Annotated in this window: 24 protein-coding genes; 14 read left to right on the forward strand and 10 right to left on the reverse strand. The window is 70.0% G+C overall.

Going from position 1 to position 26936, the window contains the following annotated elements; all coding sequences use genetic code 11:
* Positions 1 to 82 precede the first annotated feature (82 nt).
* Complete coding sequence (locus ACFY1U_RS43850; RefSeq protein ID WP_390699681.1) at positions 83 to 1411, forward strand: class I SAM-dependent RNA methyltransferase; 1329 nt, start codon at positions 83 to 85, stop codon at positions 1409 to 1411.
* Positions 1412 to 1848: 437 nt separating this feature from the next.
* On the opposite strand, the gene ACFY1U_RS43855 is transcribed toward ACFY1U_RS43850, so the two are convergent.
* The 3 genes from ACFY1U_RS43855 to ACFY1U_RS43865 form a co-directional block, all read right to left on the reverse strand.
* Positions 1849 to 2454: a dihydrofolate reductase family protein gene (locus tag ACFY1U_RS43855; RefSeq protein WP_390699682.1), complete on the reverse strand. Its 606-nt coding sequence runs from the start codon at positions 2452 to 2454 to the stop codon at positions 1849 to 1851.
* 125 nt (positions 2455 to 2579) lie between these two features.
* Positions 2580 to 3524: a M56 family metallopeptidase gene (locus ACFY1U_RS43860; protein ID WP_390699683.1), complete on the reverse strand. Its 945-nt coding sequence runs from the start codon at positions 3522 to 3524 to the stop codon at positions 2580 to 2582.
* Between the two features lie 15 nt (positions 3525 to 3539).
* Positions 3540 to 3926 (reverse strand): BlaI/MecI/CopY family transcriptional regulator, encoded by a 387-nt coding sequence (locus ACFY1U_RS43865; RefSeq protein WP_390699684.1) that lies wholly within the window; start codon positions 3924 to 3926, stop codon positions 3540 to 3542.
* Between the two features lie 153 nt (positions 3927 to 4079).
* Here ACFY1U_RS43865 and ACFY1U_RS43870 point away from each other — a divergent pair, with 153 nt between their 5' ends.
* Positions 4080 to 4916 carry an undecaprenyl-diphosphate phosphatase gene (locus ACFY1U_RS43870; protein WP_390699685.1) on the forward strand — a complete coding sequence of 279 codons (837 nt, stop codon included), beginning with the start codon at positions 4080 to 4082 and terminating at the stop codon, positions 4914 to 4916.
* 243 nt (positions 4917 to 5159) lie between these two features.
* On the opposite strand, the gene ACFY1U_RS43875 is transcribed toward ACFY1U_RS43870, so the two are convergent.
* The 4 genes from ACFY1U_RS43875 to ACFY1U_RS43890 all read right to left on the reverse strand — a co-directional run bounded on the left by ACFY1U_RS43875 (position 5160) and on the right by ACFY1U_RS43890 (position 8881).
* Positions 5160 to 5441: a hypothetical protein gene (locus ACFY1U_RS43875; protein WP_390699686.1), complete on the reverse strand. Its 282-nt coding sequence runs from the start codon at positions 5439 to 5441 to the stop codon at positions 5160 to 5162.
* A gap of 344 nt (positions 5442 to 5785) precedes the next feature.
* Positions 5786 to 6304 (reverse strand): hypothetical protein, encoded by a 519-nt coding sequence (locus tag ACFY1U_RS43880; RefSeq protein ID WP_390699687.1) that lies wholly within the window; start codon positions 6302 to 6304, stop codon positions 5786 to 5788.
* 108 nt (positions 6305 to 6412) lie between these two features.
* A complete protein-coding gene (locus ACFY1U_RS43885) occupies positions 6413 to 8368 on the reverse strand; it encodes an APC family permease (protein WP_390699688.1) in 1956 nt (651 codons plus the stop codon).
* Positions 8369 to 8557: 189 nt separating this feature from the next.
* Positions 8558 to 8881 (reverse strand): hypothetical protein, encoded by a 324-nt coding sequence (locus tag ACFY1U_RS43890; protein WP_390699689.1) that lies wholly within the window; start codon positions 8879 to 8881, stop codon positions 8558 to 8560.
* A gap of 321 nt (positions 8882 to 9202) precedes the next feature.
* Between ACFY1U_RS43890 and ACFY1U_RS43895 the strand changes: the two genes are divergently transcribed.
* Positions 9203 to 10750 (forward strand): hypothetical protein, encoded by a 1548-nt coding sequence (locus ACFY1U_RS43895; RefSeq protein ID WP_390699690.1) that lies wholly within the window; start codon positions 9203 to 9205, stop codon positions 10748 to 10750.
* On the opposite strand, the gene ACFY1U_RS43900 is transcribed toward ACFY1U_RS43895, so the two are convergent.
* Positions 10747 to 12321, reverse strand: a complete 1575-nt coding sequence (locus tag ACFY1U_RS43900) for a Na+/H+ antiporter (RefSeq protein ID WP_390699691.1) — start codon at positions 12319 to 12321, stop codon at positions 10747 to 10749. The two genes, ACFY1U_RS43895 and ACFY1U_RS43900, sit on opposite strands and share 4 nt — an antisense overlap.
* A 236-nt stretch (positions 12322 to 12557) precedes the next feature.
* Between ACFY1U_RS43900 and ACFY1U_RS43905 the strand changes: the two genes are divergently transcribed.
* The 3 genes from ACFY1U_RS43905 to ACFY1U_RS43915 are packed head-to-tail and all read left to right on the forward strand — an operon-like array spanning position 12558 to position 15921.
* Positions 12558 to 15068 (forward strand): ATP-binding protein, encoded by a 2511-nt coding sequence (locus ACFY1U_RS43905; RefSeq protein ID WP_390699692.1) that lies wholly within the window; start codon positions 12558 to 12560, stop codon positions 15066 to 15068.
* The gene (locus ACFY1U_RS43910; RefSeq protein WP_390699693.1) at positions 15068 to 15571 is read left to right on the forward strand and encodes a DUF4118 domain-containing protein; all 504 of its coding nucleotides are present in this window, start codon (positions 15068 to 15070) and stop codon (positions 15569 to 15571) included. Before ACFY1U_RS43905 ends, ACFY1U_RS43910 begins: the two co-directional genes overlap by 1 nt.
* Complete coding sequence (locus tag ACFY1U_RS43915) at positions 15544 to 15921, forward strand: hypothetical protein (protein WP_390699694.1); 378 nt, start codon at positions 15544 to 15546, stop codon at positions 15919 to 15921. The genes ACFY1U_RS43910 and ACFY1U_RS43915 overlap by 28 nt, the downstream gene beginning before the upstream one ends.
* Here ACFY1U_RS43915 and ACFY1U_RS43920 read toward each other — a convergent pair.
* Entirely contained in the window at positions 15899 to 16324 is a 426-nt protein-coding gene (locus ACFY1U_RS43920) for a hypothetical protein (RefSeq protein ID WP_390699695.1), read from the reverse strand. The two genes, ACFY1U_RS43915 and ACFY1U_RS43920, sit on opposite strands and share 23 nt — an antisense overlap.
* 253 nt (positions 16325 to 16577) lie before the next feature.
* Between ACFY1U_RS43920 and ACFY1U_RS43925 the strand changes: the two genes are divergently transcribed.
* The 8 genes from ACFY1U_RS43925 to ACFY1U_RS43960 all read left to right on the forward strand — a co-directional run bounded on the left by ACFY1U_RS43925 (position 16578) and on the right by ACFY1U_RS43960 (position 26613).
* Complete coding sequence (locus ACFY1U_RS43925; protein WP_390699696.1) at positions 16578 to 18419, forward strand: APC family permease; 1842 nt, start codon at positions 16578 to 16580, stop codon at positions 18417 to 18419.
* Positions 18420 to 18503: 84 nt separating this feature from the next.
* Entirely contained in the window at positions 18504 to 18686 is a 183-nt protein-coding gene (locus ACFY1U_RS43930; RefSeq protein ID WP_390699697.1) for a hypothetical protein, read from the forward strand.
* Positions 18683 to 18772, forward strand: a complete 90-nt coding sequence (kdpF, locus tag ACFY1U_RS43935) for a K(+)-transporting ATPase subunit F (protein ID WP_016434100.1) — start codon at positions 18683 to 18685, stop codon at positions 18770 to 18772. Before ACFY1U_RS43930 ends, kdpF begins: the two co-directional genes overlap by 4 nt.
* Positions 18773 to 18780: 8 nt before the next feature.
* Positions 18781 to 20445, forward strand: a complete 1665-nt coding sequence (kdpA, locus tag ACFY1U_RS43940; protein ID WP_390699698.1) for a potassium-transporting ATPase subunit KdpA — start codon at positions 18781 to 18783, stop codon at positions 20443 to 20445.
* Complete coding sequence (gene kdpB / locus ACFY1U_RS43945; RefSeq protein WP_390699699.1) at positions 20442 to 22580, forward strand: potassium-transporting ATPase subunit KdpB; 2139 nt, start codon at positions 20442 to 20444, stop codon at positions 22578 to 22580. Before kdpA ends, kdpB begins: the two co-directional genes overlap by 4 nt.
* Positions 22581 to 22585: 5 nt before the next feature.
* Positions 22586 to 23257 (forward strand): potassium-transporting ATPase subunit C, encoded by a 672-nt coding sequence (locus tag ACFY1U_RS43950; RefSeq protein WP_390699700.1) that lies wholly within the window; start codon positions 22586 to 22588, stop codon positions 23255 to 23257.
* A gap of 136 nt (positions 23258 to 23393) precedes the next feature.
* Entirely contained in the window at positions 23394 to 24077 is a 684-nt protein-coding gene (locus tag ACFY1U_RS43955) for a response regulator (RefSeq protein ID WP_390699701.1), read from the forward strand.
* Between the two features lies 1 nt (position 24078).
* A complete protein-coding gene (locus ACFY1U_RS43960; protein WP_390699702.1) occupies positions 24079 to 26613 on the forward strand; it encodes an ATP-binding protein in 2535 nt (844 codons plus the stop codon).
* Here the strand turns inward: ACFY1U_RS43960 and ACFY1U_RS43965 are convergent.
* On the reverse strand, positions 26580 to 26918 hold the full coding sequence (locus ACFY1U_RS43965; protein WP_390699703.1) for a cyclic nucleotide-binding domain-containing protein: 339 nt from the start codon (positions 26916 to 26918) through the stop codon (positions 26580 to 26582). The genes ACFY1U_RS43960 and ACFY1U_RS43965 overlap by 34 nt on opposite strands.
* Positions 26919 to 26936 lie beyond the last annotated feature (18 nt).

Consider the following 26936-nt stretch of genomic DNA (forward strand, 5'->3'; position numbering starts at 1 on the left):
CGCCGCCCACGTAGACTGGTGGGCTGTTGTCCGGCTGTTTCCTTTCGCCAATTCCCTTTCGATGTTGTGGAGTCACCCCGCCATGCAGGCAGAACCGAAGAAGTCGCTGGTCGGGGAGGAGTACGAGGTCGAGATCGGCCCCGTCGCCCACGGCGGGCACTGCATCGCCCGTACCGCCGAGGGACAGGTGCTGTTCGTCCGGCACACCCTGCCCGGTGAGCGGGTCGTGGCGCGGGTCACCGAGGGCGAGGAGGGGGCCCGTTTCCTGCGCGCGGACGCGGTCCAGATCCTTACGGCCTCCAAGGACCGCATCGAGGCGCCCTGCCCCTACGCCGGTCCCGGCCGCTGCGGCGGCTGCGACTGGCAGCACGCCAAGCCTGGGGCGCAGCGGCGGCTGAAGGGCGAGGTGCTCGCCGAACAGCTGCAGCGGCTCGCGGGCCTGACGCCCGAGGAGGCCGGCTGGGACGGCACGGTGATGCCGGCCGAGGGCGACAAGCTGCCCGCGGGTGAGGTGCCCGCCTGGCGGACGCGTGTGCAGTACGCGGTGGACGCCGACGGCCGGGCCGGTCTGCGCCGGCACCGCTCGCACGAGGTCGAGGCGATCGACCACTGCATGATCGCGGCCGAGGGTGTCAGCGAGCTGGGCATCGAGAAGCGCGACTGGGCGGGCATGGCGTCGATCGACGCCATCGCCGCGACGGGCTCGCAGGACCGCCAGGTGATCCTCACGCCGAAGCCCGGCGCCCGCCTGCCGATCGTCGAGTTGGACAAGCCGGTGTCCGTGATGCGGGTGGAGGAGAAGGACGGCGGGGTGCACCGCGTCCACGGCCGCCCCTTCGTGCGCGAGCGCGCCGACGGGCGGACGTACCGGGTCGGCAGCGGCGGCTTCTGGCAGGTCCACCCGAAGGCCGCCGACACCCTGGTGACCGCGGTCATGCAGGGCCTGCTGCCACGCAAGGGCGAGATGGCGCTCGACCTGTACTGCGGTGTGGGCCTGTTCGCGGGCGCCCTGGCCGACCGGCTCGGCGACAAGGGCGCGGTGCTCGGCATCGAGTCGGGCAAGCGGGCCGTCGAGGACGCCCGGCACAACCTCGCCGACTTCGAGCGGGTGCGGATCGAACAGGGCAAGGTCGAAGCGGTACTGCCCCGCACCGGAATCACCGAGGTCGACCTCATCGTCCTCGACCCCCCGCGCTCGGGCGCCGGCCGCCGGACGGTGGCCCACCTGTCGTCACTGGGCGCCCGCCGGATCGCGTATGTGGCGTGCGACCCGGCGGCGCTGGCGCGGGATCTGGGGTACTTCCGGGACGGGGGGTATCGGGTGCGGACGTTGCGGGCGTTCGATCTGTTTCCGATGACGAATCACTTGGAGTGCGTTGCCATCCTTGAGCCGGTGGCTAAGGGCTCCTGACCTGCGGTTTTGCGCGTGCGCTTTATGTGCGGTGCGGGCGTTACGGGCGATATCTTGACGCTGAAATGACGCTCGTGACGCTCATTTGGCGCTCGTTGTGATGGAGTGTCAGGTGACCGGAAGCGCAGGTGATGAGTGCTGCCTCAGTCGCCTGTACGTTGACCGGCCGGAGGCTTCATCATCCAGCGCGGGCTGCCACGGGGGAGCGGAGCGGGCAGCTGACCCGCTCCTGAGTGCGGCGTTCCCGGCTGGGAGTTGCCCCGTCGGGGATTGTGGGATGTGAATCCCCAACCTCTTTGTCCTGGACGAAGGGCACGCAGGTGCCGGAGCTGCCGTGGTCCGGCCACTCACTACGACAAGACCGCAACTGTCTTCCGCGCCGGGCTCCACATCGCCGACATCTTCATTCGGTCGGGCCGCTGGTCCCACAACAGAGCCTAGTAGCTGTCGTAGCTGGGCTTGCCGTTCGGCCGGTAGACGCCGACGACGGTGCCGCCCTTCGTCGTCGAGACGCTGACCGGCTCCAGCGCGGTGGGGATCGCTCCGTCGGCGAACAGCCGCTTGCCGGTGCCGATGATGACCGGGTGGATGGTCAGCCGGTACTCGTCGACGAGGCCGTGCTGCATGAGGGTCTGGGCGAGGTCGCCACTGCCCACGACGTTGATGTTGCCGCCGTCGGAAGCTTTCAGCTTGCGCACGGCGTCGACGATGTCGCCCTCCAGCAGTGTGGAGTTCTGCCACTCGACGGAGGCCAGGGTCCGAGACGCCACGTACTTGTGCATGCTGTTCATCCGATGGGTGAACGGGTTGTCGGGGTCGGCGGTCGGCCAGTACGACGCGAAGATCTCGTACGTCTTGCGGCCGAGCAGCATCGCGTCGGAGGACTCGTACCACCCGGCGATGGCCGCGCCGACCTCGTCGTCGGTCGCCGGCTTCTGCCAGCCGCCGTGCTCGAAGCCGCTCTCAGCATCCTCGTCCGGACCGCCCGGCGCCTGCATCACGCCGTCCAGCGTCAGGAACGTGCAAACGATGATCTTGCGCATGGTGCGCTCCCTTCGTCGACGGGTAGACCGCACAGCCAACGGAAATTCATCGGCGGAACCTCTGCGGCGTACCACCAGGGCCGTCGCATGGAGGCGCAGTCAGCTCCGGGGACGTACAGCAGCCATTACGACCAGGCGCCGACGGCCTGGAGCAGGAGGTGGAGGTCGTGTGCGGCCTCGGCGGTGGTGAATGTCGCGGCGGTCAGGACGGCCGCGGTTGCCGCGGTGAGGGCCGGGTGGCGTCCCAGTGGCGGGGCGAGGAGCGCGGCGACCCGGCGGGGTATGGGGCCGGCGCCCGCGAGGCGGCCGCGGCGGCCCAGGATGCCGAGGGCGGCGCCGGTGGCGCGGGTGAGGGCCGGGGCGCGGTGGACGGCGAGGGCGGCCTTGCCGACGGTGCGGGCGACTCGGGTGCGGTCGCCGGTGGCGGTGGCCGCGTTCTCGTCGGCCCAGCGTTCGATGGTGTACGTGACGGCGGTGGCGAGCGGGCGCAGGACCGGGTTGGCGGCGGCGCCGAGCTGGGCCAGGGCGACGAAGGCGTAGTGGTGGGCCGTCAGATGGGCGCGCTCGTGGGCGAGCAGGATGTCGTGCTCGGTCTCGTGCAGCGTGTGCAGCATGCCGGTGGACACGACGATCCGGCCGGGCAGTCCGGGGAGTGCGTAGGCGTCGGGGGCCTCATCCTCCATGACGACCAGGCCGTCGTGCGCGGGCATGCACGCCGCGTCCATCGCCGCGGCGGCCAGCGTGCGGGCGCGACGCCAGAGCATGCGGACAGCCGCGAGCACCGCACCGCCCAGCAGTAGTCCTGCGACGAGAGCGATGGAGAGCTCGGTCGGGCTGTCGCGCTGCGCGTTGTGGGACGACCAGTGACCGAGGTCGGCGAGCTGCGGGACGCGGATCAGGCCGGTGACGGCGAGCAGGCCCAGGGAGATCATGCTCGCGGCCCCCAGCACCAGGGACGAGGCGGTGAGCAGCCAGGTGGCCAGGCGGGGCTCGCACCGCTCGGACAGCGGCCGCGCTCCGAGCGGGGCGAGGAGGGAGAGCAGCAGCGGCACGTAGACGGCGATGCGCATCCGGCGGGCCCCCTGTCAGTCGGCGTCGGCTTCGGGGCCGAGCAGTTGGCGCAGCAGGTCGGCGTCGCGGTCGGAGAGTTCGTCGGCGAAGCGGGCGAGCACGGCGTCGCGGTCGGGGCGTTCCTCCAGGACGGTGCGCATGCGCCGGGCGGCGAAGCCGGCGTCGTCGGTGACCGGGGCGTAGGCGTACGCCCTGCCGCGGGCACTGCGGGCGAGCAGTCCCTTGGTGTGCATGCGGGTGAGGATCGTGACGACGCTGCTGTATGTCAGCTCGCCGCCCAGGCGCTCGGTCACCTCCCCCGGCGTGAGCGGTCCGTCGGCTTGCTGGAGGAGGGCGAGGATCTCGTTCTCCCGGACGCCGTTGGCCCTCTTCGGGCCGCGTGCATGCGTGTTGTCGCTCACAGCGTCGTCGTTCCTTTCGCTCCTCGCCGGCCGTGTATCTTCTACACGCGTGTGGAACATCTATACGGGTGTAAAAGTTCCGCCCTCCGAGTGTGCCATGCCGCCCGCCCCGCCCTCCAGAAGATCCCACCCGTCAGAAGATTGGGACCCCGTATGAGTGCCATCAGCATCGGCCAGGCCGCCATCCTGGGAGTCGTGGAGGGGGTGACCGAGTTCCTGCCGGTCTCCTCCACCGGCCACCTGAAGATCACCGAGGGGCTCATGAACATCCCGGTCGACGACACCTCCGTGGTCGGCTTCACCGCCGTGATCCAGGTCGGCGCGATCGCCGCCGTGCTCCTGTACTTCTTCAAGGACATCGTGCGGATCGTCTCCGCCTGGGGCCGGGGCCTGCGCAACAAGGAGGAGCGCCACCACCACGACTACAAGTTCGCCTGGTGGGTCATCTACGCGACCCTCCCCATCGTCGTGGTGGGCCTGGCCGCCAAGAAGCTCGTCGAGGGGCCGCTGGGCTCGCTGTGGGTGGTGGCCGGCTCCCTGATCGTCGGGTCCGGTGTGATGTGGGCGGCGGACCAGATGGGCCGGCACAAGCGCGGTGAGGACGACACCACGTTCAAGGACGCGATGTTGGTGGGCTGCTCGCAGATCCTCGCGCTGCTCTTCCCGGGCTTCTCCCGCTCCGGTGCCACCATGTCCACGGCCCTCATCCTGGACCTGGACCGTGTCGCCGCCACCCGTCTGTCGTTCTTCCTCGGTATTCCGGCACTGACGGGCGCCGGCCTGTACGAGCTGAAGGACGCCGTGGGCGCAGGGGTCGGTGTCGCGCCGCTGGCCGTCGGCACCGCCGTCTCCTTCGTGGTCGCCTATGCCTCCATCGCCTGGCTGCTGAAGTTCGTGGCGAAGCACTCCTTCAACGCGTTCGTGGTCTACCGGATCGTCGTCGGGGCGGCGCTGCTGGGCTTGCTGGCCACCGGAGTGCTGGGTGCGTGACGGCGGGGGTGCCATTCACTCGCCCGTACGAGGCAGGGTGTAACGCCTGCCACATTCCCGACCGGGCAACAGCACCACTGGAGGCTGAGAGCCCCTGCTTCGGTTCGGTCGATCACGTACACACTCCACGGTGGGGGCCCGAAGCACGCGGGCCCTCCGCCAGCGGGAGGTTCGCCACCCGGAGCCATCAATCATCGGCGGCCGTGAGCAGTCCAGCGTGTGTTCCGGTTCCACCCGCATTCGTCATTCGCCGCTGAGTTCCTCCAGTACTTCGGCGGCAGTGCTGTTTCCCCGGTCCGCCAGGCGTCGCAGCTCGCCGAGGTCTTCCTGTTCGACGGCGAGTTCGATGAGCTGGTCGGTTGCGGTGGCGTTTCCGGTCTCCGCCAGGCGTCGCAGCTCGTTCATGTCGCCCAGTTCGGCGGCCAGTTCGATCAACTCGTCGACGGCATCCGCGTCACCCTGATCGGCGCGCCCGCGCAGAGCGGTCAGATCGGACTCGTAGCACTGGTCGTGTTCGGTCGTCATGGAACCTCTCCGTGGCCTTCGGGTCCAGGGCGGTGCACCGGGCCGGTGTGGTGTCCTTCAGCGTTGTGCGTCGGGTTGTGGCAGCTTTCCGGAGGCGCGCAGTCTCTCGCGGTGCGCGTGCCATTCGTCCCGCCGTGCGGGCAGGCGCTCGGCGAGGAAGTCCACCAGAGCGACCATATCTTCGAGTGGGGCTCGGCGCGTCGGTGCCGCGTCGGCGAGCAGGTCCAGTCCCTCCCGGAACAGTGTCGCGTGGTCCAGGTGGAGGGTGGCGTCGAAGTTCTGCGGCTGTCGGCCGGTCGGATTCGGGCTGGCTGCCTCAGGGACAGGTGAGGCTGCTCTCTGGGTCAGGAAAGCCCCGAGGCCCGAAGCACTGCCTGGACTGTCTCGTCGTCGATGTGCTGCCCCAGTCGCGCCATGACATCCGCTCCTAGGAGGAGGGTTCCGCCTTCCAGGGAGCGGCGGACGCCTGTGTCGAGTTCGTGCCAGAGCAGAGGGTTCGCCGCGAGGACCCGCGGGTCGAGTTCCAGGCGGTGACCGTGGACGTCCCGCAGGACCAGGTGGGAGGAGACGCCGTCGTACTGCCGTACGGTCGTCAGGGCGTCCGTGTGGATCACTCGTCGGCGCCAAGGGGCGCGTACCGCCAGCCAGCCGGGGCCCGCACTCACCCGCCCCGGAAGCAGGATGGCGCATACGGCGGCCGACAGTGTGCCCCAGAGCAGGGCGCGGAGAGGCGTCAGGCTTCCCGCGTCCCAGTCGACCAGGACGCTCATGGCGCAGAACACGAGCGCGCAGCCGACCGCGAGCCGGGCGCTGCCACGCCAGTGGCGGTCGCCGGACGAGCCCGCCGGTCCGCTCTGTCGCATGGCGTCGACGCTAGGCGCCGGGGCCGGGTCCGGCGAGCATTGCTAACGGGGCCTTAGCGCGTAGGGGCGAATCTTGACGGGATCCTGACGCGGTCGCCCACGCGGTAGTCAGCCGGTGTGGACGCGTGGCCGGCGGGCACGGTCCGGTTCCGCCTCGCGCAGGACCTCTCGGGTGACGGGGGCGACCTCGCCCTGGCCGAAGAGGAAGAAGCGCAGGAAGTTGGCGAAGGGGCCGCCCTCGGTCCACTCGAAGTAGATGTGCGGGATGCAGCCGGTGGTGTCCCGGGCGTGGAGGGCGAGCGCGGCCAGGGCGTTGGGGATTGAGGAGGACTCCAAGGTCAGGACGCGGTAGCGGTCGTGCAGGACCTCGCCGCGGACCGTCAGACCAGCCTCGAACTCGGACGGGTCGGTGACCGTGACCTCGACGAAGACGAAGTCGTCCTGCTCGGGCATGTCGTTGTCGGCCCGGATCTGCTCGATCTTGTCGCGGTACTCGGCCTTGTCGCGTCGTCCGGGCTCGTTGGCGATGAATCGGATCTTCCGGCTGGCGATGTCCCGGATGAATCGTTCCGCCATGTCGTCCAGCTCAACGTGCGTCACACGCAGCTCGAAGGCGCGGGCCAGCCGGGACAGCAGGGAGACCAGGATGATACCGACGATGAAGCAGGCGCCGATCTTGACGCCGTCGGGGCGTTCGAAGACGTTGGCGACGGTCACGTAGAGCAGGACCGCCGAGACGGCTGCGAAGCCGATGGTCCAGTTGCGCTGGCCCGCGCGGCGGGCAGCGATGGTCACCGCGATCGCCGCGGACGACATGAGGACCAGCACGCCGGTCGCGTAGGCGCCGCCCTGCGCGTCGACGTTGGCGTCGAAGATCCAGGTGACCAGGAACGCGATCAGGGTGAAGACGATCACCATCGGGCGCACGGCGCGGGCCCAGTGCGGTGCCATGCCGTAGCGGGGGAGGTAGCGCGGCATCAGGTTGAGCAGGCCGGCCATGGCCGAGGCGCCGGCGAACCAGAGGATGGCGATCGTGGAGACGTCGTACACCGTGCCGAACGCGCCGCCCAGGTACTGGTGCGCCAGGTAGGCGAGTGCGCGTCCGTTGGCCTGTCCACCTGTCTTGAACTCGTTCTCCGGGATGAGCACCGTGGTGATGAAGCTGGTGGCGATCAGGAAGACGCTCATGATCAGGGCGGCTGCCGTGAGGAGCTTCTTCGTGTCGCGGATGCGGCCCTTGGGGTTGTCCTCCGTGTCGCCCGGGTCGCCTTGGACGTGCGGCATGACCGCGACGCCGGTCTCGAAGCCGGACAGGCCCAGGGCCAGCTTCGGGAAGACCAGCAGGGAGACGCCGATCATGGCGAAGACGTTGCCGTGCTGGGTGGTCAGGGCGCTGGTCCAGTCGGTGACGACGTGCCCGGCGGTGACGACGTGCCAGAAGCCGACGGCCACGACGACGGCGTTCAGACCGAGGTAGGCCACCACCAGCGCGACCGCGACGCCGATGGCCTCCAGGAACCCCTTGAGGAAGACCGCGCCGAGCAGGGCGACCAGGATGAGCGTGATCAGCATCTGCTGACCGTGCAGGGCGCTGGTCAGGTGCGGGTTCTCGATGAGGTGGGTGGAGGCGTCGGCGGCCGAGAGGGTGATGGTGATCAGGAAGTCGGTGGCGGCGAAGCCGAGCAGGGTCAGGACGAACAGCTTGCCCTGCCAGAACGACAGCAGCCGCTCCAGCATCGCGATCGAGCCTTCTCCGTGCGGGCTCTCCTCGGCCACGCGGCGGTAGACAGGAAGCGCGCCGGCCAGGGTGACGACGACGAGCACCAGGGTGGCGATCGGGGAGAGCAGGCCGGCCGCGAGGGCTGCGATGCCGGGCTGGTAGCCGAGGGTGGAGAAGTAGTCGACGCCGGTCAGGCACATCACCCGGTACCAGCGCTGGCCCTTGTGCGGGGGCTCGGGCACGGCATGCGGCCCGGTGTGGCCGCCCTGCTTGCCCATGTCGGACAGGCCCTGCAGCATCCATGTCCGCAAGCGGCTTTGCGGCGGGTGTTCGGTGGCGACCATCGACGTGCTCTCCTGATGTGCTGCTCAGCGTGGGGTTCCGGCCATCACACGGACGGCGGCACCAGCGTAAGCAGAGAGTGACGTGTGGGCCCACGGGGGCGTGGTCCGGATGCGTCAAGATGGCGTTAAGAGCGACCGGGCGGCGCCCCGACAAGAGGGGGCCGCCAGGCCGCCGGAGTGCGTGCGGGCTCAGCGGCGCGTGGCGATGGCCTGCCGGGCCGCGCGTATGCAGGTGTCGAGGATGCCGATCGTCGTGTCGAGGTCGTCGTTCGTGTGGTCCGCCATGGCCTGCAGGCGGAAGCGGGCCGCGTCGGAGGCGACGGTCGGCTGCTCGACGAGGTGGGTGATGAGGCCGGAGCGGGCGATCCTTCGTCGTTCGGCGTGGCACGCGTCAGGGCATGCCGACGGACTGGTCGGTGGACGGGAAGAAGCGCGCGGGCCCGTGCGGTGCCGGAAGCCGGCACCGCACGGGGTGCGCGGACGTCGACGCGGGAAGACGACGGGACGCCACACGCTGGTGCTTGTCTTCGGGACATGCACCTGGCCGCCGCGACCAGCGTTCGGATTGGGGACTCCGGAGCCGGTGAGGCCGTTGACGCCCCGGCCTCGGCGGACGACAAGAACCTATCCACGACAGACGCCCGAACAACCGTGTTCAACACGGAATTTGCGGCCTTCATACGGGTCCGGCACCAGCGGCGTCAAAGGCGCGTCAAACAAACCTGGCGCGCCGTCAGAGGGGCGTCAACGCCGCCCGCCCGTGGCCTGAACCGGTCGCAGACTGATCGCAACGGGGGGACGGGCGACCGTCCGTGGCATGACGCGGGAGGGACCGTGACCCTTACGGCCGGTACATCGCACAGACCTCAGCCGGAGGCCGGTTCGCAGCCGACGCTCACCCCGCCGGGCGGCAGCCCGGGACCGCGGCCACTCGGGGCGCCGCGTTCGGGCAGCCCAGGGCTGCAGACCGTGGCCGCGTGGGCCGCTCTGCGCCGCCGCTACTGGGCCACCGTGCCCGCGCGGCTGCGCCTCCTGCGCGCGGCCACGGTCCTGCTCGCCACCGCGCTGGGCCTGCTGCTGATCCTGGCAGGACTGTCGGCCCTGGGCACCTGGAGCAGCGTCGCCGACCGCGACGCGCCCCGCACCACCAGCGCGGCCGACCTCAACCTCGCCCTGAACGACATGGACGCCCAGGCCGCCAACATCCTGCTGTCCAGCGGCGACGGCGGCAAGGGGCGATCGTCAACCCCGTACGACAAGGCGCTCGGCTTCTACGGGAACGCCCGGCGCGAGATCGGACATGAACTGCGCACCCTCGCGGTCGCGGCGCAGGGCAACCGCGGCGACGAGAAGACCGTGGAGTCGCTCACCGACGACTTCGCCGAATACCAGGAACTCATCGGCCGGGCCCTGGAGAACGACGGGCACCGCGGCGGCAAGGCGGCCGCACTCGTCGACTACCGCCGGGCCACCGACCTTCTTCAGCAGCAACTCCTGCCAGCGGCACGCTCGTTGGTCTCCTCCAACGACAGCTCGTTCGACGAGGAGTACAGCACGGCGCGCTCCACTCTCTCCGGCCAGCTCCTCGCCGTCGTCGCGCTCGCCGTGCTGCTGCTGGCCGTGCTCGGCTTCCTGCAGTGGTACCTGGCCCGCAGCTTCCGGCGCATCCTCAACCCCGGCGTGCTGGCCGCCACGGTCTTCACCCTGCTTGCGGCGATCCTCGGTTCCCAGATGCTGTCGGCCACCTCCGCCCATCTGCGCGGCGCTCGCCGCGACGCCTTCGACTCCGTCGTCGCCCTCTCCCGAGCTCGCGCCATCGCCTACGACGCCAACGCCGACGAGAGCCGCTACCTCCTCGATCCGCAACGACGCGATCAGTACGCCACGTCTTTCCTCGCCAAGTCGCAGGCGCTGTACGGCCTCAAGGACGCGACCTTGCCGACGTACGACTCCCAACTCGCCACCACCTGGCAGGCGTACGAGTCCGACCACCGCGACCTGCGCTTCACCGGCGAGTTCCGCCGCGAGCTGGACAACATCACCTTCCCCGGCGAGCGGGCTGCGGCCGAGGAGACGGTCCAGACGTACGCCGTCTACCAGCGCGACGACCGGAGGATCCGCGCCCTGCTGGCCGACGGCAAGGAAAGCGAGGCGGTCGCCTTCTGCATCAACTGGCAGCCGGGGATGTCCAACGCGCACTTCGGGTCGTGGATGGCGGCGCTGGGCAAGGTGACCGACATCAACCGCGCCCATTTCACGGGCTCGGTCGACGCGGGCCGTTCGACCATCAACGGCCTGTTGCCCTGGATGGTCGGGTTGCTGCTCGCCGCCGCCACTCTCACGGCCCTCGGATTGCGGCCCAGGCTGGCCGAGTTCCGCTAGGAGTCCGCCAGCCGGGCCTCCTCCAGATCCAGGGAGCGCTGCAGTCGGCGGCGGGTGGCGTCGCTGATGGTGTGGGAGTCGTACAGGCGCTGGAGTTCGACCGTCTCGACGGCGATCAGGTCGCGGCGCAGCTGGCGGTAGACCAAGTCGGCCGACTCGGTCGCGACCGCGGTGCCGTTCTGTTCCGTGAGGCGGTCGCGGGCATCGTCGAGGCGGGCGGTGAGGCCGCGGCGCAGCCGGTCGAGGACGATGTCCGACACGACCTCCAGCTCCGCGAGTTCCTCCAGCCGGGCCAGGCCGGCGTGGGCGAGGCGGGAGCGGGCCTCGGCCTCCTCGCGCGCGGTGTGGGCGGGTTCCAGGGCGATGCCCGAGCGGCGCACGACGGGCGCGAGGGTGAAGCCCTGCACGACGAGGGTGACCACCACCACCGAGGTGGTCAGGACGAGGACGAGCGGGCGGTCTGCGAGCGCGGTGCCGTCCTTTGCGATCTCCGGGATGGACAGGGCGGCCGCCAGCGGCATCACGCCCCGGGTGCCCGCCCACGTCAGCACCACCGGCACCCGCCAGTTCATGCGGTTGATGCCGCCCTTGCGCTGCACCACCGCCGACAGCGGCGCCAGCCACAGCATGCGGACGGCGATGAGCGTGCCGGCGACGGCGAGCGCGTAGAGCGGCCAGGACCGGTCGCCGTCGGCCAGCGCCCGCACCTGTGCGGGCAGCGCCAACCCGATGAGGGAGAACACCACGCTCTCCAGCAGGAACACGACCGTGCCGTACACGGCGTGCAGCTGGAGGCGGATGCGGGCGTTGGTGAGGCGGTCGCCCCGGCCGCCGAGGACCACACCGGCGACCACGCACGAGGTCACGCCGGAGGTGTGCGCGGCCTCCGCGAGCAGGTAGGCGGCATACGGGGTGACCAGGGCGATCACCGTCTCCAGAACCGGGTCCTCGGTGCGTCGCCGGATCAGGGTGATCACACCGGCCACTGCGGCACCGATGAGTGTGCCGCCGCCCGCCAGCAGTAGGAACTCACCGCCTGCCGCACCCCAGTTGGCGGCTGCGGAGGCCACGGCGATTCCGGCCGCCACCCGGACCAGCACCAGTGAGGTCGCGTCGTTGAAGAGGCTCTCCGCCTGGACGAGGACCTGGACCTTGGGCGGCAGGGCGAGCCGTCTGCCCAGGGCGGTGACCGCGACCGGGTCGGTGCTGGCCAGGATCGCGCCCAGCACGAACGCCATCTGCCAGGACAAGGGTGTCACCAGCGCAGCCACCACACCCACGGCCGCCGCGGAGGCGAGGACCAGGCCGATGGCGAGTATGCCGACCGGCTTCCACACCGCGTGCAGCTCGCGCCAGGGCATCTCCTCGGCGGAGGCGTACAGCAGCGGCGGCAGCACCACCAGGCCGATGATCTCGGGGCTGATCTCGATCTGCGGGGTGCCCGGCAGCAGCGCCACGCCGAGGCCGGCGAGCACGAGGAGGGAAGGGGCGGGAATGCGCCACCTTCGTGCGAAGGTCGCCACCACCGTGGCGAGGACCACGAGGGCGAGAACCGTCCCTACTGCGCGCATGCCGTCCCCCTGGGGCCCTCCACGGAAACCGCCCCGGCTCCCGGCCGACCAGACTTCCCGGCACACCGCCTTCACCCTATCGGGCCAGGTCACGTCAAGGCAGTGTCAAGGTCCCGGGTTCCGGCGCCAAGGAAGCGCTAACACGCACCCCCGTCGGGCTGCGAAAGGGCTTCCTTAGGAGGAGCCCCCGTCGTGGGCGGGGGAGTTGATCCAGTGAGCGGAGCGCGTCGACGGCGATGAGTGACGTACGGCCCGGACGACTGAAGGTCTACCTCGGGGCGGCCCCCGGAGTGGGCAAGACCTACCGCATGCTCGACGAGGGCCGGCGCCGTGCCGCCCGCGGGGCGGACGTGGTGGTGGGGTTCGCGGAGTGCCACGGGCGCCCGCGCACGGAGGCGATGCTCGACGGCCTGGAGGTCGTCCCGCGTGCCCGCTGCTCCTACCGCGGCGGACACTTCCAGGAGATGGACCTGGCCGCTGTCCTCGCGCGGCGCCCGCAGGTCGCGATCGTCGACGAGTTCGCCCGCAGCAACGTCCCCGGCGAGGGCCGCAATCCCAAGCGCTGGCAGGACATCGAGGCCCTGCTCGACGCCGGTGTCGACGTCATCACCGCGGTCAACGTCCAGCACCTGGCCTCTCTCAACGACGTGGTCGAGAAGATCACCGGGGTGCCGCAGCACGAGACGGTGCCCGACGAGGTCGTACGGCGCGCCGACCAGGTCGAGCTGGTGGACATCCCGCCGGAGGGGCTGCGCCGTCGGATGGCGCACGGCAACATCTATGCCCCGGAGAAGATCGACGCCGCTCTCGCGAACTATTTCAGGCCCGGCAACCTGACCGCACTGCGGCAGCTGGCGCTGCTGTGGGTGGCCGACCGGGTGGACGAGGCGCTGACCAGCTATCGGGCCGAGCACGCCATCGGGAGCGTGTGGGAGACCCGGGAGCGGGTCGTGGTGGCCCTGACCGGCGGCCCGGAGGGGGACACGCTGATCCGGCGGGCCGCCCGGATCGCCGCCCGGTCGGCCGGCGGCGACCTGCTCGCCGTGCACGTGACCCGCAGCGACGGCCTCGCGGCCGGTGTCTCGCATGCCTCGCTGGCCCGGCAGCGCAGGCTCGTCGAAGACCTGGGCGGCAGCTACCACTCGGTGGTCGGCGACGACATCGCGCACACGCTGGTGGACTTCGCCCGCGCCGAGAACGCCACTCAGCTCGTCCTCGGCACCAGCCGTCGCGGCCGCCTCGAACGGTTCCTGACCGGCCCGGGCACCGGGGAGACCGTGACCGAGCTGTCCGGCGACATCGACGTCCACCGGGTCACGCACGAGCGGGCCGGGCGCGGGGCCCTCCTGCCGTCGCGGCGGCGCACCCTGTCACCGGCCCGGCTGATCGCGGGCCCGGTGGCCGGGCTGGTACTGCCGGTGCTGCTCACCGCAGCCCTGGCACAGGTGCGCGGGGCCCTGAACCTGACCAGTGAGGCCCTGCTGTTCCTGCTCACCGTGGTGGGCGTGGCCTGCATCGGCGGGGTCGCCTCGGCGGTGATCGCGTCGCTGACGGCGTCGGTGCTGCTCAACTACTGGTTCGTTCCGCCCATCGGCTCCTTCACCCTGGACGACCCCAACGCCCTGCTGGCGCTGACCGTGTTCGCGGTCGTGGCGGCGACCGTGGCCGCCGTCGTCGACCGCTCCCTGCGGCTGTCCCGGCGCTCGGCGCGGGCCGCCGCCGAGGCCGAGACCATGTCGTCCCTGGCGGGCAGCATCGTGCGCGGTGGTGCGACCATCCCGGCGCTGCTGGAGCGCACCCGGGAGACCTTCGGCATGGAGTCGGCCGAGCTGGTGGACGAACCGCCCGACACCGACGGCGCCACGGCCGTACCGGCCGGTCCCGGCGCGTATCTCGTCCTGCGCGGCCGCACCCTTTCGTCCTCCGAGCGCCGGGTGCTGGCCGCGTTCGCCGCGCACGTCGGCTCGGCCGTGGAGCGGGCCCGGCTCGCCGAGGCAGCCGCCGAGGTGGAGCCGGTCAAGGCCGCCGACCGGCTGCGTACGGCCCTGCTGCGGGCGGTCGGCCACGACCTGCGTACCCCGCTCGCTGCCGGCTGGGCCGCGGTCACCTCGCTGCGCAGCCATGACGTCGAGTTCTCCCCGGAGGACCGCGACGAACTCCTCGCCACCGCCGACGAGTCCATGGCCAAGCTCAATCGGCTGGTCGAGAACCTCCTCGACCTCAGCCGACTGGAAGCCGGAGCGCTCACCCTCAATCTCCGGGCCACCACGCTGGAGGAGGTCCTCCCGATGGCACTCGCGGACACGCCCGGCGTCGAGATGACGGACGCGGAGGAGATCCCGGCCGTACGGGCCGACCCGCCGCTGCTGGAGCGGGTGATCGCCAACCTGGTCACCAACGCCGCACGCCACACCCCTCCGGGAGAGAAGGTGCTGGTGACCGCCAGCACCCTGGCCGGCCGGGTGGAGCTGCGCGTCGTCGACCGGGGGCCGGGCCTTCCTGCCGACGGCCGGGACCGGCTCTTCGAGCCGTTCCAGCGGCTCGGCGACACCGACAACACCACCGGCCTCGGCCTCGGACTGGCCCTCGCCCGCGGCCTGACCGAGGCGATGGACGGGACCCTCACCCCCGAGGACACCCCCGGCGGCGGTCTGACCATGGTCGTGTCGCTGCCCTTCGCGGAACCGGACGACGAACAGGCGACGTGCCTGCACCCCCGTGGTGCGCAGAGCGTAGGAGGGGTCTGATGAGCACCGAGACCGGCACATGGCGTCTGCCACACCGCACGAAGGGGCCGCGTCCCGCGCCCGTGTGGCCACTGCGGGACCAACTCGCCCTGGCGGCGGGTCTGGTCGCTCCTCTCCTGGTGGCGCCGGCGCTGGTGCCGTTCCGCGCGGACCTCTCCCACACCACTGCCGGGCTCGTCCTGGTCGTGGTGGTTGTCGCGGTCGCCGCGCTGGGCAGCCGTACGGCGGGGGTGCTCGCGGTGCTGTCGGCGGCGGCCTGGTTCGACTTCTTTTTGACGCGGCCGTACGAGACGTTCGACATCAGCGCGTCGGCCGACGTCGAGACGGCGGTCCTGCTGCTGGTCGTCGGCGTCATCGTCTCCCAACTGGCCGCACGGGCCCGCCATTTGGAGGTCATCACGGTGACCGACGCGGCTCACCTCTCCCGCATCCACCGCACGGCTGCCCTCGCCCGTCGGCCAACTCCGCCGACACCGTGGTCGACCAAGTCCGCCGCGAACTGACCGACCTGCTCGGCCTCAGTGCCTGCCGCTTCGAGTACGGCACCCTCATCGGCCGGCCACCCAGGCTGCAGAAGGACGGCAGCGTGACGGCCGGCCGACGCCCCTGGGACGTGGACGGCGACGGCTGGCCCGAGGGAGAGATCGAGCTGCGCGCCTACGGCAACGGGCACTACCTCGGCCGCTTCATGCTCACCCCCGGACCGGGGCCCGTAGCGCCGCTGCAGGCCCGTCTCGTCGCGGTGACGCCGGCTGACCAGACGGGTGCGGCTCTGGACACGGCCGGGCCCGTAAGGGAGGGATGGTCCACAGTCCGGTCCACCCCGCCCCTCACTCAAGGCCGGAGGCTTTGAATACGGCGCGGGCGGTCTCCTGCTCGATGCGCAGGGAGATCAGGTGCAATGCGGTCCCGCCGCACAGCAGCACGCCGTCGGCCGCGGACTTCCCGTCCAGGCAGCGAACGGATACCAGCGCATCGGTACGGACCCGGCGGGTACGCAGCAGCCGACGGGACGACAGCCAGCCCTCTCCGGCAGACACGCGGGCGGGGTAGAGCGCGACGAACAGCAGCCCCGCCAGGGCGAGCCAGAGCGTGGTGCGCCAGAGGGAGAGCCGGCCGGTTCCCCAGTCGACGACGAGCAGCAGGGCGAGCAGTACCGCCGCGCAGCGAACGGAGCCCGTCAATTCCTGTGCCCACTGCAGGTCGTTCGCCGCCTCAGCGGGTGGCCCTTCCTGCGCCTCTTCGTGGCGTGCCATGAGAACGACGGTAGGGAGCCGGAGAACCCCAGCCAGTCACCTTGACGAGGCTCTGACGCATCTCTGTTGCTGTCCTGACCGGGGCCGACCGCAGTTACCGGGATCACACAGGCGTCAAGGTCCCGTCAAGGTCGGGCCCTTCGGCGCGAAGATGCCGCAAGGAGCCGTCGGAGAGAACGGGAAACGGACAGAACCTGAGTGCACCGCGCACTCCGCAGCCCTCGTGCGCGGCTTGGATGAAGGAGCACGCACCATGTCCGTCCTGACCACCGAAGCCGGCGCCGTCCCCGTCGGCGAGGAGCCGCCTGATACCGGCGAGCGTCACCGCCTGACCGCTGTCACCGGCCTGGCGGCTCTGTCGCTGGACGCGATGGCGTCGGTGGCTTATGGGCCCGAGGCGATCGTACTGGTGCTGGCGACAGCGGGAGTGCACGGGCTGGGCTTCACGGTGCCGGTGACGCTGGCGATCGCGGGTCTGCTGGCGGTGCTGGTCGCCTCGTACCGGCACGTGATCGCGGCCTTCCCGGACGGCGGCGGTTCGTACGCCGTCGCGAAGACGCATCTGGGCGCGCGTACGAGCCTGGTGGCGGCGGCCTCTCTGGTGCTGGACTACGTGCTCAATGTCGCCGTGGCCGTGACGGCGGGCGTGGCCGCTCTGACGTCCGCCTTCCCCGCCCTGTACGGGGAGCGGCTGTGGCTGTGCCTGGTGGTGCTGGCGCTGATCACAGCCGTGAACCTGCGCGGCATCGTCGAGTCGGCGAAGGTCTTCATCGTGCCGACCGTCGTGTTCGTCGGCTCGATCTTCGTGCTGATCGTCGTCGGGCTCTTCCGCTCCGGGCCGGTGAGCGCTGCGGCCGCGGCCGGGCACGCCTCCGCCCTCGCCGGCAACGCCACGACAGTCGGCGCCCTGCTGTTGCTGAAAGCTTTCGCTTCCGGGTGCAGCGCGCTGACCGGCGTGGAGGCCATTGCCAACGCCGTGCCCTCCTTCCGCGTCCCGCGCGCCAAGCGCGCCCAGCGGGCGGAGGTCGCGCTCGGCGCGGTCCTCGGGGTGATGCTGATCGGCCTGTCGGTGCTGATCTCCCGCTTCCATCTTCAGCCGGTCCAGGGCGTCACGGTCCTCGCCCAATTGGCCGATGCCTCACTCGGTCACAACTGGGCTTTCTACGTCATCCAGTTCGCCACGATGATCCTCCTGGCACTGTCCGCGAACACCTCCTTCGGCGGCCTGCCCGTGCTGCTGAAGCTGCTGGCCCGCGACAACTACGCGCCCCACGTGTTCGCCCTGAAGGCCGACCGGCAGGTCCACCGCCACGGCGTGCTGGCCCTGGCCGCGGTCTCCGGCGCGCTGCTGGTCTTCTCCGGCGGCGACACCAACACCCTGGTGCCGCTGTTCGCGATCGGCGTCTTCGTCGGGTTCACGGTCGCCCAGGTGGGCATGGTCCGGCACTGGCGGCTGGAGGGCGGGCCGGGCCGGCGGGGCAAGGCACTGCTCAACGGGTTCGGTGCCGTCCTCACCGGCATCTCGGCGGTCGTCGTCACGGCGTCGAAGTTCGAGGAGGGCGCCTGGCTGATCGTGATCGCCCTGCCGCTGCTGGTGGCAGCCTTCGAGACCGTCCACCGCGCGTACGCCCGGATCGGCGAGCGGTTGGGCCTCGGCCGCGTCCCGGAACCCCCGCACCGCGACCGCTCGATCGTGATCGTCCCGGTGTCGTCGCTTTCCCGCCTCACGTCCGAGGCGCTGACGGCCGCCGTCTCCCTCGGCGACGAGGTCCGCGCGGTCACCGTCTGCCACCCCGACCCCGAGGACCGCGCCCACAGCCTCACCCTGGCCCGCGACTGGGCGGCCTGGAACCCCGGGGTACCGCTGATCCCGCTGGCCTCCGAGCATCGCTCGCTGGGCCGCCCGATCGCGACGTACGTTCGCGAGACGGCCGCCGCCGAACGGGACGCCAGGGTCACCGTGCTCATTCCCGAGGTGGAGCCGGAGCGGCTGTGGCAGCGACTGCTGCAGAACCAGCGCGGGGCGCTCGTGGCGCACGCAGTGCGACGCGACACGGACGCGGTGATCTGTCGACTGCGCTTCCGGCTTTCATGATCGTCTGACGCGGCCGACGGCCGGTTCTGACCCAGGTCGGCTCAGGTGCCGTCAGAGTTCCGTCAAAGGCGTGCGGGCCGCCGTATGGGACCCGTCAACGGCGCTCGAATCCGGCCAAAGACGGGGTTTCCTCTACTCGTCCGATCCGTTCGCGGATTCCCGAATCTCCTCCAGGAGCTCACGATGGCCGACCTGGCCTTCGTCGTCACCACGATCGCGGTCTTCGCGCTGGTGGCCCTCGTCGCCAAGGGGGTGACGAAGCTGTGACCGCCGAGAACATCGTCGGCCTCGTCGTCGCCGTCGCCCTGCTGGGTTATCTCGTCCTCGCCCTGATCTTCCCGGAGAGGTTCTGAGCCACGACATGGGTCCCGTACTCGCAGGCTTCCTCCAGCTGCTCGCCCTCATAGGCGCACTGGCACTCGCCTACATCCCCCTCGGCAACTACATGGCCAAGGTCTACTCCTCCGACAAGCACTGGCGCGTCGAGAAGTGGATCTACAAGGGCATCGGTGCCAACCCTGATGCCGAGATGCGCTGGTCGGCGTACCTGCGCGGTGTGCTCGCCTTCTCCGCCGTCAGCGTCCTCTTCCTCTACCTGCTGCAGCGGCTCCAGGGCATCCTGCCCGGCTCGATGGGCTTCTCCTCGGTCAACCCGGCGCAGGCGTTCAACACCGCCGCGTCCTTCGTGACGAACACCAACTGGCAGTCGTACTACGGCGAGCAGACCATGGGCCACGTCGTGCAGACCGTCGGTCTGGCAGTGCAGAACTTCGTCTCGGCGGCCGTAGGAATCGCCGTCGCAGTGGCGCTCGTGCGCGGCTTCGCGCGCTCGCGCACCGGTGAACTGGGCAACTTCTGGTCCGACCTGGTGCGCGGCACCATCCGGATCCTGGTGCCCGGCGCCGCGATCGCTGCGATCGTGCTGGTCGCGTGCGGCGCGATCCAGAACTTCTCCGGTATCCACGAGGTCGGCCAGTTCATGGGCGGCCACCAGCAGTGGAACGGCGGGGCGGTCGCCTCGCAGGAAGCCATCAAGGAGTTCGGTACGAACGGTGGCGGCTACTTCAACGCCAACTCGGCCCACCCGTTCGAGAACCCCGGCCCGTTCACCAACCTCTTCGAGATCTTCCTGCTGCTGGTCATCCCGTTCGCCTTGACGCGGACGTTCGGTGTGATGGTCGGGAGCGTGAAGCAGGGTTACGCGATCCTCGCCACGATGGCCACCATCTGGCTCGGCTTCACGGTCCTGATGATGTGGACCGAGTTTGCCCACCACGGACCGGCGTTGCAGCTGGCGGGCGGGGCGATGGAGGGCAAGGAGACCCGGTTCGGTGTCGGCTCCTCGTCGATCTTCGCGGTGTCGACCACGCTCACCTCGACCGGTGCGGTGGACTCCTTCCACTCCTCCTTCACCGGCCTCGGCGGTGGTATCACCATGCTCGGCATGATGCTGGGCGAGATCGCGCCCGGCGGTACCGGCTCCGGCCTCTACGGCATGCTGATCATGGCGGTCATCGCGGTGTTCATCGCCGGTCTGATGGTCGGCCGTACACCCGAGTACCTGGGCAAGAAGATCGGTTCCCGCGAGATCAAGCTCGCGGCCTGCTACATCCTGATCACCCCGGCGCTGGTGCTCATCTTCACCGCGGCCTCCATGGCCCTGCCGACGCCGCCGCACTCGATGCTCAACTCCGGCGCGCACGGCTTCTCCGAGGTGCTGTACGCCTTCACATCCGCCTCGAACAACAACGGCTCCGCCTTCGCGGGCCTGAACGCGAACACCGACTGGTTCAACACCATGACCGGTCTGGCGATGATCCTCGGCCGCTTCCTGCCGATGGTGTTCGTGCTGGCGCTGGCCGGCTCGCTCGCCGAGCAGAAGCCGGTCCCGGTCACCGCGGGCACCCTGCGCACGGAAAAGCCGCTGTTCACCGGCCTACTGGTGGGCGCGATCCTGATCATCACCGGTCTGACGTATTTCCCGGCCCTCGCGCTGGGTCCGCTGGCCGAGGGGCTGGCGTCATGAGCACCCGAACGGAACCCCAAGAGGACTCGATGTCCACAGTCACTCCCACCCGGGCGCCGCACAGCGACGTACCCACCGGGCACAAGCCCGCCGAAGGACGTGTCGGCGCGGGTCTCTTCGACCCCAAGCAGCTGCTCAAGTCGCTGCCGGACGCCTTCCGCAAGCTCGATCCGCGGGTGATGGTCAAGTCCCCCGTGATGTTCGTGGTCCTTGTCGGCTCGGTCCTGACGACGATCTTCTCCTTCAAGGACCCGGGCGACTGGTTCGGCTGGGCGATCAGCGCCTGGCTGTGGCTGACCGTGATCTTCGCGAACCTCGCGGAGGCCGTCGCCGAGGGCCGCGGCAAGGCGCAGGCCGACACCCTGCGCAAGGCCAAGACCGACACAGTGGCACGGCGGCTGTCCAAGGAAGGCAGGACCGAGGAGCAGGTGCCGGGCACCGAGCTGACCATCGGTGACCTGGTGGTCTGCGAGGCGGGGGACATCATCCCCGGTGACGGGGACGTCGTCGAGGGCGTCGCCTCGGTCGACGAGTCGGCGATCACCGGCGAGTCGGCGCCCGTCATCCGCGAATCCGGTGGCGACCGCAGTGCCGTCACCGGCGGCACGAAGGTGCTCTCCGACCGCATTGTCATCAAGATCACGACGAAGCCCGGCGAGACCTTCATCGACCGGATGATCAACCTCGTCGAGGGCGCCGCCCGGCAGAAGACACCCAACGAGATCGCGCTGAACATCCTCCTCGCCTCGCTGACGATCGTCTTCCTGCTGGCCGTTGCCACCCTGCCGCCCTTCGCCAACTACGCCGGCACCCATCTGACGATGGTCGTGCTGGTGGCGCTACTGGTCTGCCTGATCCCGACCACCATCGGTGCGCTGCTCTCCGCGATCGGCATCGCGGGCATGGACCGCCTCGTGCAGCGCAACGTCCTGGCCATGTCCGGCCGGGCGGTCGAGGCGGCGGGTGACGTGTCGACGTTGCTGCTCGACAAGACCGGCACCATCACCCTCGGCAACCGTCAGGCGTCCGAGTTCGTGCCGGTGTCCGGCACCACCGAGGCCGAGGTCGCCGACGCCGCCCAGCTGTCCTCGCTGGCCGACGAGACGCCCGAGGGCCGCTCCATCGTCGTACTGGCGAAGGAGAAGTACGGGCTGCGGGAGCGCCACCAAGGAGAGCTGGCCGGCGCGGAGTGGATCGCCTTCACCGCCCAGACCCGTATGTCGGGTGTGGACGTGGACGGCAAGAAGATCCGCAAGGGCGCGGCCGGTTCGGTCATCGCCTGGGTGCAGGAGCAGGGCGGCACCGTCGCGGAGGACGCGGACACGCTCTCCAACCGCATCTCCGAGGCCGGCGGCACGCCTCTGCTGGTGGCCGTCGAGGACGACCGGGGCGCCCGGGTTCTGGGTGTCATCCATCTCAAGGACGTCGTCAAGGAGGGCATGCGGGAGCGGTTCGACGAGCTGCGGCGCATGGGCATCAAGACCGTCATGATCACGGGGGACAACCCGCTGACGGCCAAGGCGATCGCCGAGGAGGCGGGGGTCGACGACTTCCTCGCGGAGGCGACTCCCGAGGACAAGATGGCGCTGATCAAGCGGGAGCAGGCGGGCGGCAAGCTCGTCGCGATGACCGGTGACGGTACGAACGACGCACCGGCCCTCGCCCAGGCGGACGTCGGGGTGGCGATGAACACGGGGACGTCGGCCGCGAAGGAGGCCGGCAACATGGTCGACCTCGACTCCAACCCGACCAAGCTCATCGAGATCGTCGAGATCGGTAAGCAACTCCTCATCACCCGGGGCGCGTTGACGACGTTCTCCATCGCCAACGACGTCGCGAAGTACTTCGCGATCATCCCGGCGCTGTTCGCGGCCGTCTACCCGGGCCTGGACAAGCTCAACATCATGAGCCTGTCCTCACCGGACTCCGCGATCCTCTCGGCGGTCATCTTCAACGCCCTGATCATCATCGCGCTGGTGCCGCTCTCCCTGAAGGGCGTGCAGTACCGGCCGGTCAGCGCCGACAAGATGCTGCGCCGCAACCTGACGATCTACGGCATCGGCGGACTGATCGCCCCGTTCATCGGCATCAAGCTCATCGACCTCCTCATCTCTCTGATCCCCGGAATCGGTTGATCGCCATGAACAACTCCGTTACGAACACAGCCCGGTTGCTCGGGGCGGGCCTGCGCGCCCTCCTGGTGCTGACCCTGGTGACCGGCGTCATCTACCCCTTGGTGGTCACCGGCGTCGCCCAGGCGCTGTTCCACAACAAGGCGAACGGCTCGGAGATCAAGTCGGACGGCAAGGTCGTCGGCTCGTCCCTGATCGGGCAGTCGTACAACCTGCCGCTGAAGAAGGGCCAGGAGACCCCCGATCCCGACCTGAAGTGGTTCCAGGGCCGCCCGCAGAACGGCCTGGGCAGCAACAGCGTCAACACGCAGTACAAGCTGCTGCTGTCCGGGGCCACGAACCTGTCCGCCGACAACAAGGTCCTGATCAAGCAGGTCGAGGACGCCAAGGCTGCGGTCATCAAGGACAACTCGGTGGCCGGCTACACGGTCAGGGCGTCCGAGGTGCCCGCCGACGCGGTCACGTCCTCCGCTTCCGGCCTGGACCCGGACATCTCCCCGGCCTACGCCGAGATCCAGGTCCACCGGATCGCGGCCAAGAACGGCCTTTCGGTCGCCCAGGTCGAGAAGCTGGTCAAGGACCACACCGAGGGCCGCACCCTCGGCTTCATGGGCGAACCCCGGGTGAACGTCCTCGAACTCAACATCGCCCTCAAGGACCTCGTGGCGAAGACGAGCTGATGGCGTTAGCCACGAAGACACACGGGAGTCGGCGACCGGGAAGGAATCCCGGCTCCGCCGACTCCCGCCGCCATGAGGCCGGTCGGACCGTTCACGGTCCGCACATCCGCCCGTACGACACGAAAGGCGTACACCCATGACCAGGGTGTTGGTGGTCGAGGACGACCCGCAGCTCGTCCGGGCCCTCGTGATCAACATGCAGGCACGCCAGTACGGCGTGGACGCCGCGCCGGACGGCGCGACAGCCCTCCGGCTCGCGGCCGCCCGCCAGCCCGACGTGGTGATGCTCGACCTCGGCCTGCCCGACATGGACGGGGTCGACGTCATCAGGGCGCTGCGCGGCTGGACCCGGGTGCCCATCCTGGTGCTGTCGGCGCGTCAGGCATCGGAGGAGAAGGTCGCCGCGCTCGACGCCGGCGCCGACGACTACATCACCAAGCCCTTCAACATGAACGAACTCCTGGCCCGCCTACGGGCCGCCGTACGGCGCACCGAGGATGTGCCGCTCGTCCCCGAGGCGACCGTGGTGGAGACCGACGAGTTCAGCGTCGATCTGTTCGCCAAGAAGGTCGTACGGGGCGGACATGACGTACGGCTGACCCCGACCGAATGGCACCTGCTGGAGATCCTCATCACCAACCCCGGCAAGCTGATCACCCAGAAGCACCTGCTCCAGGAGGTCTGGGGGGTCAGCCAGTCCAACAAGACCAACTACCTGCGGGTCTACATGGCCCAGCTGCGGCGCAAGCTGGAGACGGACCCCGCCCACCCCCGCTATCTGATCACCGAGCCCGGCATGGGCTACCGCTTCGAGGGATGACATGGCACGCGGAAGCTTCCGGATCTACCTCGGCGCGGCACCGGGCGTCGGCAAGACCTACGCGATGCTCTCCGAGGCGCACCGCCGCCTCGAGCGGGGCACCGACTGCGTGGTGGCCTTCGTGGAGCACCATGGCCGGCCGCGTACCGAGGTGATGCTGCACGGACTGGAAGAGGTACCGCGCAAGGAACTGGAGTACCGGGGCACCACCTTCACCGAGATGGACATCGACGCCGTCCTGGCCCGGCGCCCCCAGGTGGCGATGGTCGACGAACTGCCGCACACCAACATCCCCGGCTCCCGCAACGCCAAGCGCTGGCAGGACGTGGAGGAACTGCTCGCGGCCGGCATCGACGTCGTCTCCACCGTCAACATCCAGCATCTGGAGTCGCTCAGCGACGTCGTCGAGTCCATCACCGGCATCCGCCAGCAGGAGACCGTGCCGGACGAGGTCGTACGGCGCGCGGACCAGATCGAGCTGGTCGACATGGCGCCGGAGGCGCTGCGCCGCCGTATGGCGCACGGCAACATCTACAAGCCGGACAAGGTCGACGCGGCCCTGTCCAACTACTTCCGCCCCGGGAACCTGACAGCCCTGCGCGAGCTGGCGCTGCTGTGGGTGGCCGACCGGGTCGACGCCTACCTGACCGAGTACCGCAGCGCGCACAACGTCTCGACCATCTGGGGCTCGCGCGAGAGGATCGTCGTCGGCCTGACCGGCGGGCCCGAGGGGCGCACGCTGATCCGCCGGGCCGCGCGGCTCGCGGAGAAGGGCGCCGGCGGCGAGGTCCTGGCCCTGTACATCTCCCGCAGCGACGGCCTCACCGCCGCCTCGCCGAAGGAACTGGCGGTGCAGAGGGCCCTGGTTGAGGACCTCGGCGGCACCTTCCACCAAGTCGTCGGCGACGACATCCCGGTGGCTCTGCTGGACTTCGCCCGCGGGGTCAACGCCACTCAGATCGTGCTCGGCGTCTCCCGGCGCAAGAGCTGGCAGTACGCCTTCGGGCCGGGTGTCGGCGCCACCGTCGCCCGGGACTCCGGCCCGGATCTCGACGTCCACCTCATCACGCACGACGAGGCAGGCAAGGGCCGCGGACTGCCCGTCGCCAAGGGAGCGCGACTCGGCCGGTCCCGGCTCATCTGGGGCTGGCTCGTCGGCGTGCTCGGCCCGGTCCTGTTCACCTTCCTGCTGACCAGCGCGATCCCGCACGTCGGACTCGCCAACGACATGCTGTTGTTCCTCACCCTGACGGTGGCAGCGGCTCTCCTCGGCGGGCTCTACCCGGCGCTCGCCTCCGCGGTCGTGGGTTCCCTGCTGCTCAACTGGTACTTCACCCCACCCGTCCACACCCTCACGATCGCCGACCCCGAGAACATCGTCGCCATCGCGATCTTCATCGGGGTCGCCGTGTCCGTGGCCTCCGTGGTGGACCTGGCCGCCCGGCGCACCGACCAGGCGGCCCGGCTGCGCGCCGAGTCCGAGATCCTGTCCTACCTCGCGGGCAACGTGCTGCGCGGCGAGACCAGCCTGGAGGAGCTGCTGGAGCGGGTGCGCGAGACGTTCGGCATGGAGTCCGCGGCGTTGCTGGAGCGGGCCGGCGAGACGGATCCGTGGACCTGTGCGGGCAGCGTCGGCCCCCGGCCCTGCCAGGACCCCGACGATGCGGACGTCGACGTACCGGTCGGCGACCACATGTCCCTGGTACTGACGGGGCGGGTCCTGCCGGCCGCCGACCGCCGTGTGCTCGCCGCCTTCGCCGCCCAGGCCGCCGTCGTACTGGAGCGCCAACGCCTGCAGCACAAGGCCGACCAGGCCAAGGAACTGGCCGAGGGCAACCGCATCCGCACCGCGCTGCTCGCAGCCGTCAGCCACGACCTGCGCACCCCGCTGGCCGGGATAAAAGCGGCGGTCACCTCCCTGCGCTCCGACGACGTCGAATGGTCCGAAGACGACCAGGCGGAGCTCCTCGAAGCCATAGAAGAGGGGGCGGACCGCCTCGACCACCTCGTGGGCAACCTCCTCGACATGTCCCGGCTCCAGACCGGCACCGTCACCCCGATCATCCGCGAGACCGACCTCGACGAAGTCGTCCCCATGGCCCTCGGCGGCGTGCCCGAGGACAGCGTGGAGCTGGACATCCCGGAGACGCTGCCCATGGTCCACGTGGACCGGGGGCTGCTGGAGCGGGCCGTCGCCAATGTCGTCGAGAACGCGGTCAAGTACAGCGCGTCGGAGGAGAAAGTCCTCGTGTCCGCGAGCGCCATCGCGGAACGGGTCGAGGTCCGGGTCGTGGACCGTGGGCCAGGCGTACCCGACGAGGCCAAGGACCGCATCTTCGAACCCTTCCAGCGCTACGGCGACTCCCCGCGCGGCGCTGGAGTCGGACTGGGCCTGGCCGTGGCCCGTGGCTTCGTCGAGGCCATGTGCGGCACCCTGAGCGCGGAGGACACACCCGGCGGCGGCCTCACGATGGTCCTCAGCGTGCCGACGGCACCGGAGCGTCACATGGACCTTCCGGCCGCGGCCAAGTCCTGATGGCTGGTGCTCGAAGAGCTCAGGTACAGGGCGGCGGCGATGACCGTGGCGGTGCGCGGCTGGGAGTCCAACACCGCCAGCTCGCCGGGTAACTCACCGGCGCCGCGCACGGCAAGAAGCGTCCTTTCTCCGGAGGCCCCGGCCAGGGTGATCAACGTTGACCCGGACTCCAGCACGATCACGTGAGTTGCTGGGTCTCCCTGTCGTAGCAGCACACTCCGAGCGGGCCTGACGCGCTGCGGTGCGAGCGCCTTCAGACGCGCCCATAACGTGTCGCCGATCACCGTGGCATGCGGCTGATACACGCGTCCCCCTGTTGTGCG

Source organism: Streptomyces sp. NPDC001351, assembly GCF_042896045.1.
In the GTDB taxonomy this organism is placed as follows: Bacteria; Actinomycetota; Actinomycetes; order Streptomycetales; family Streptomycetaceae; genus Streptomyces.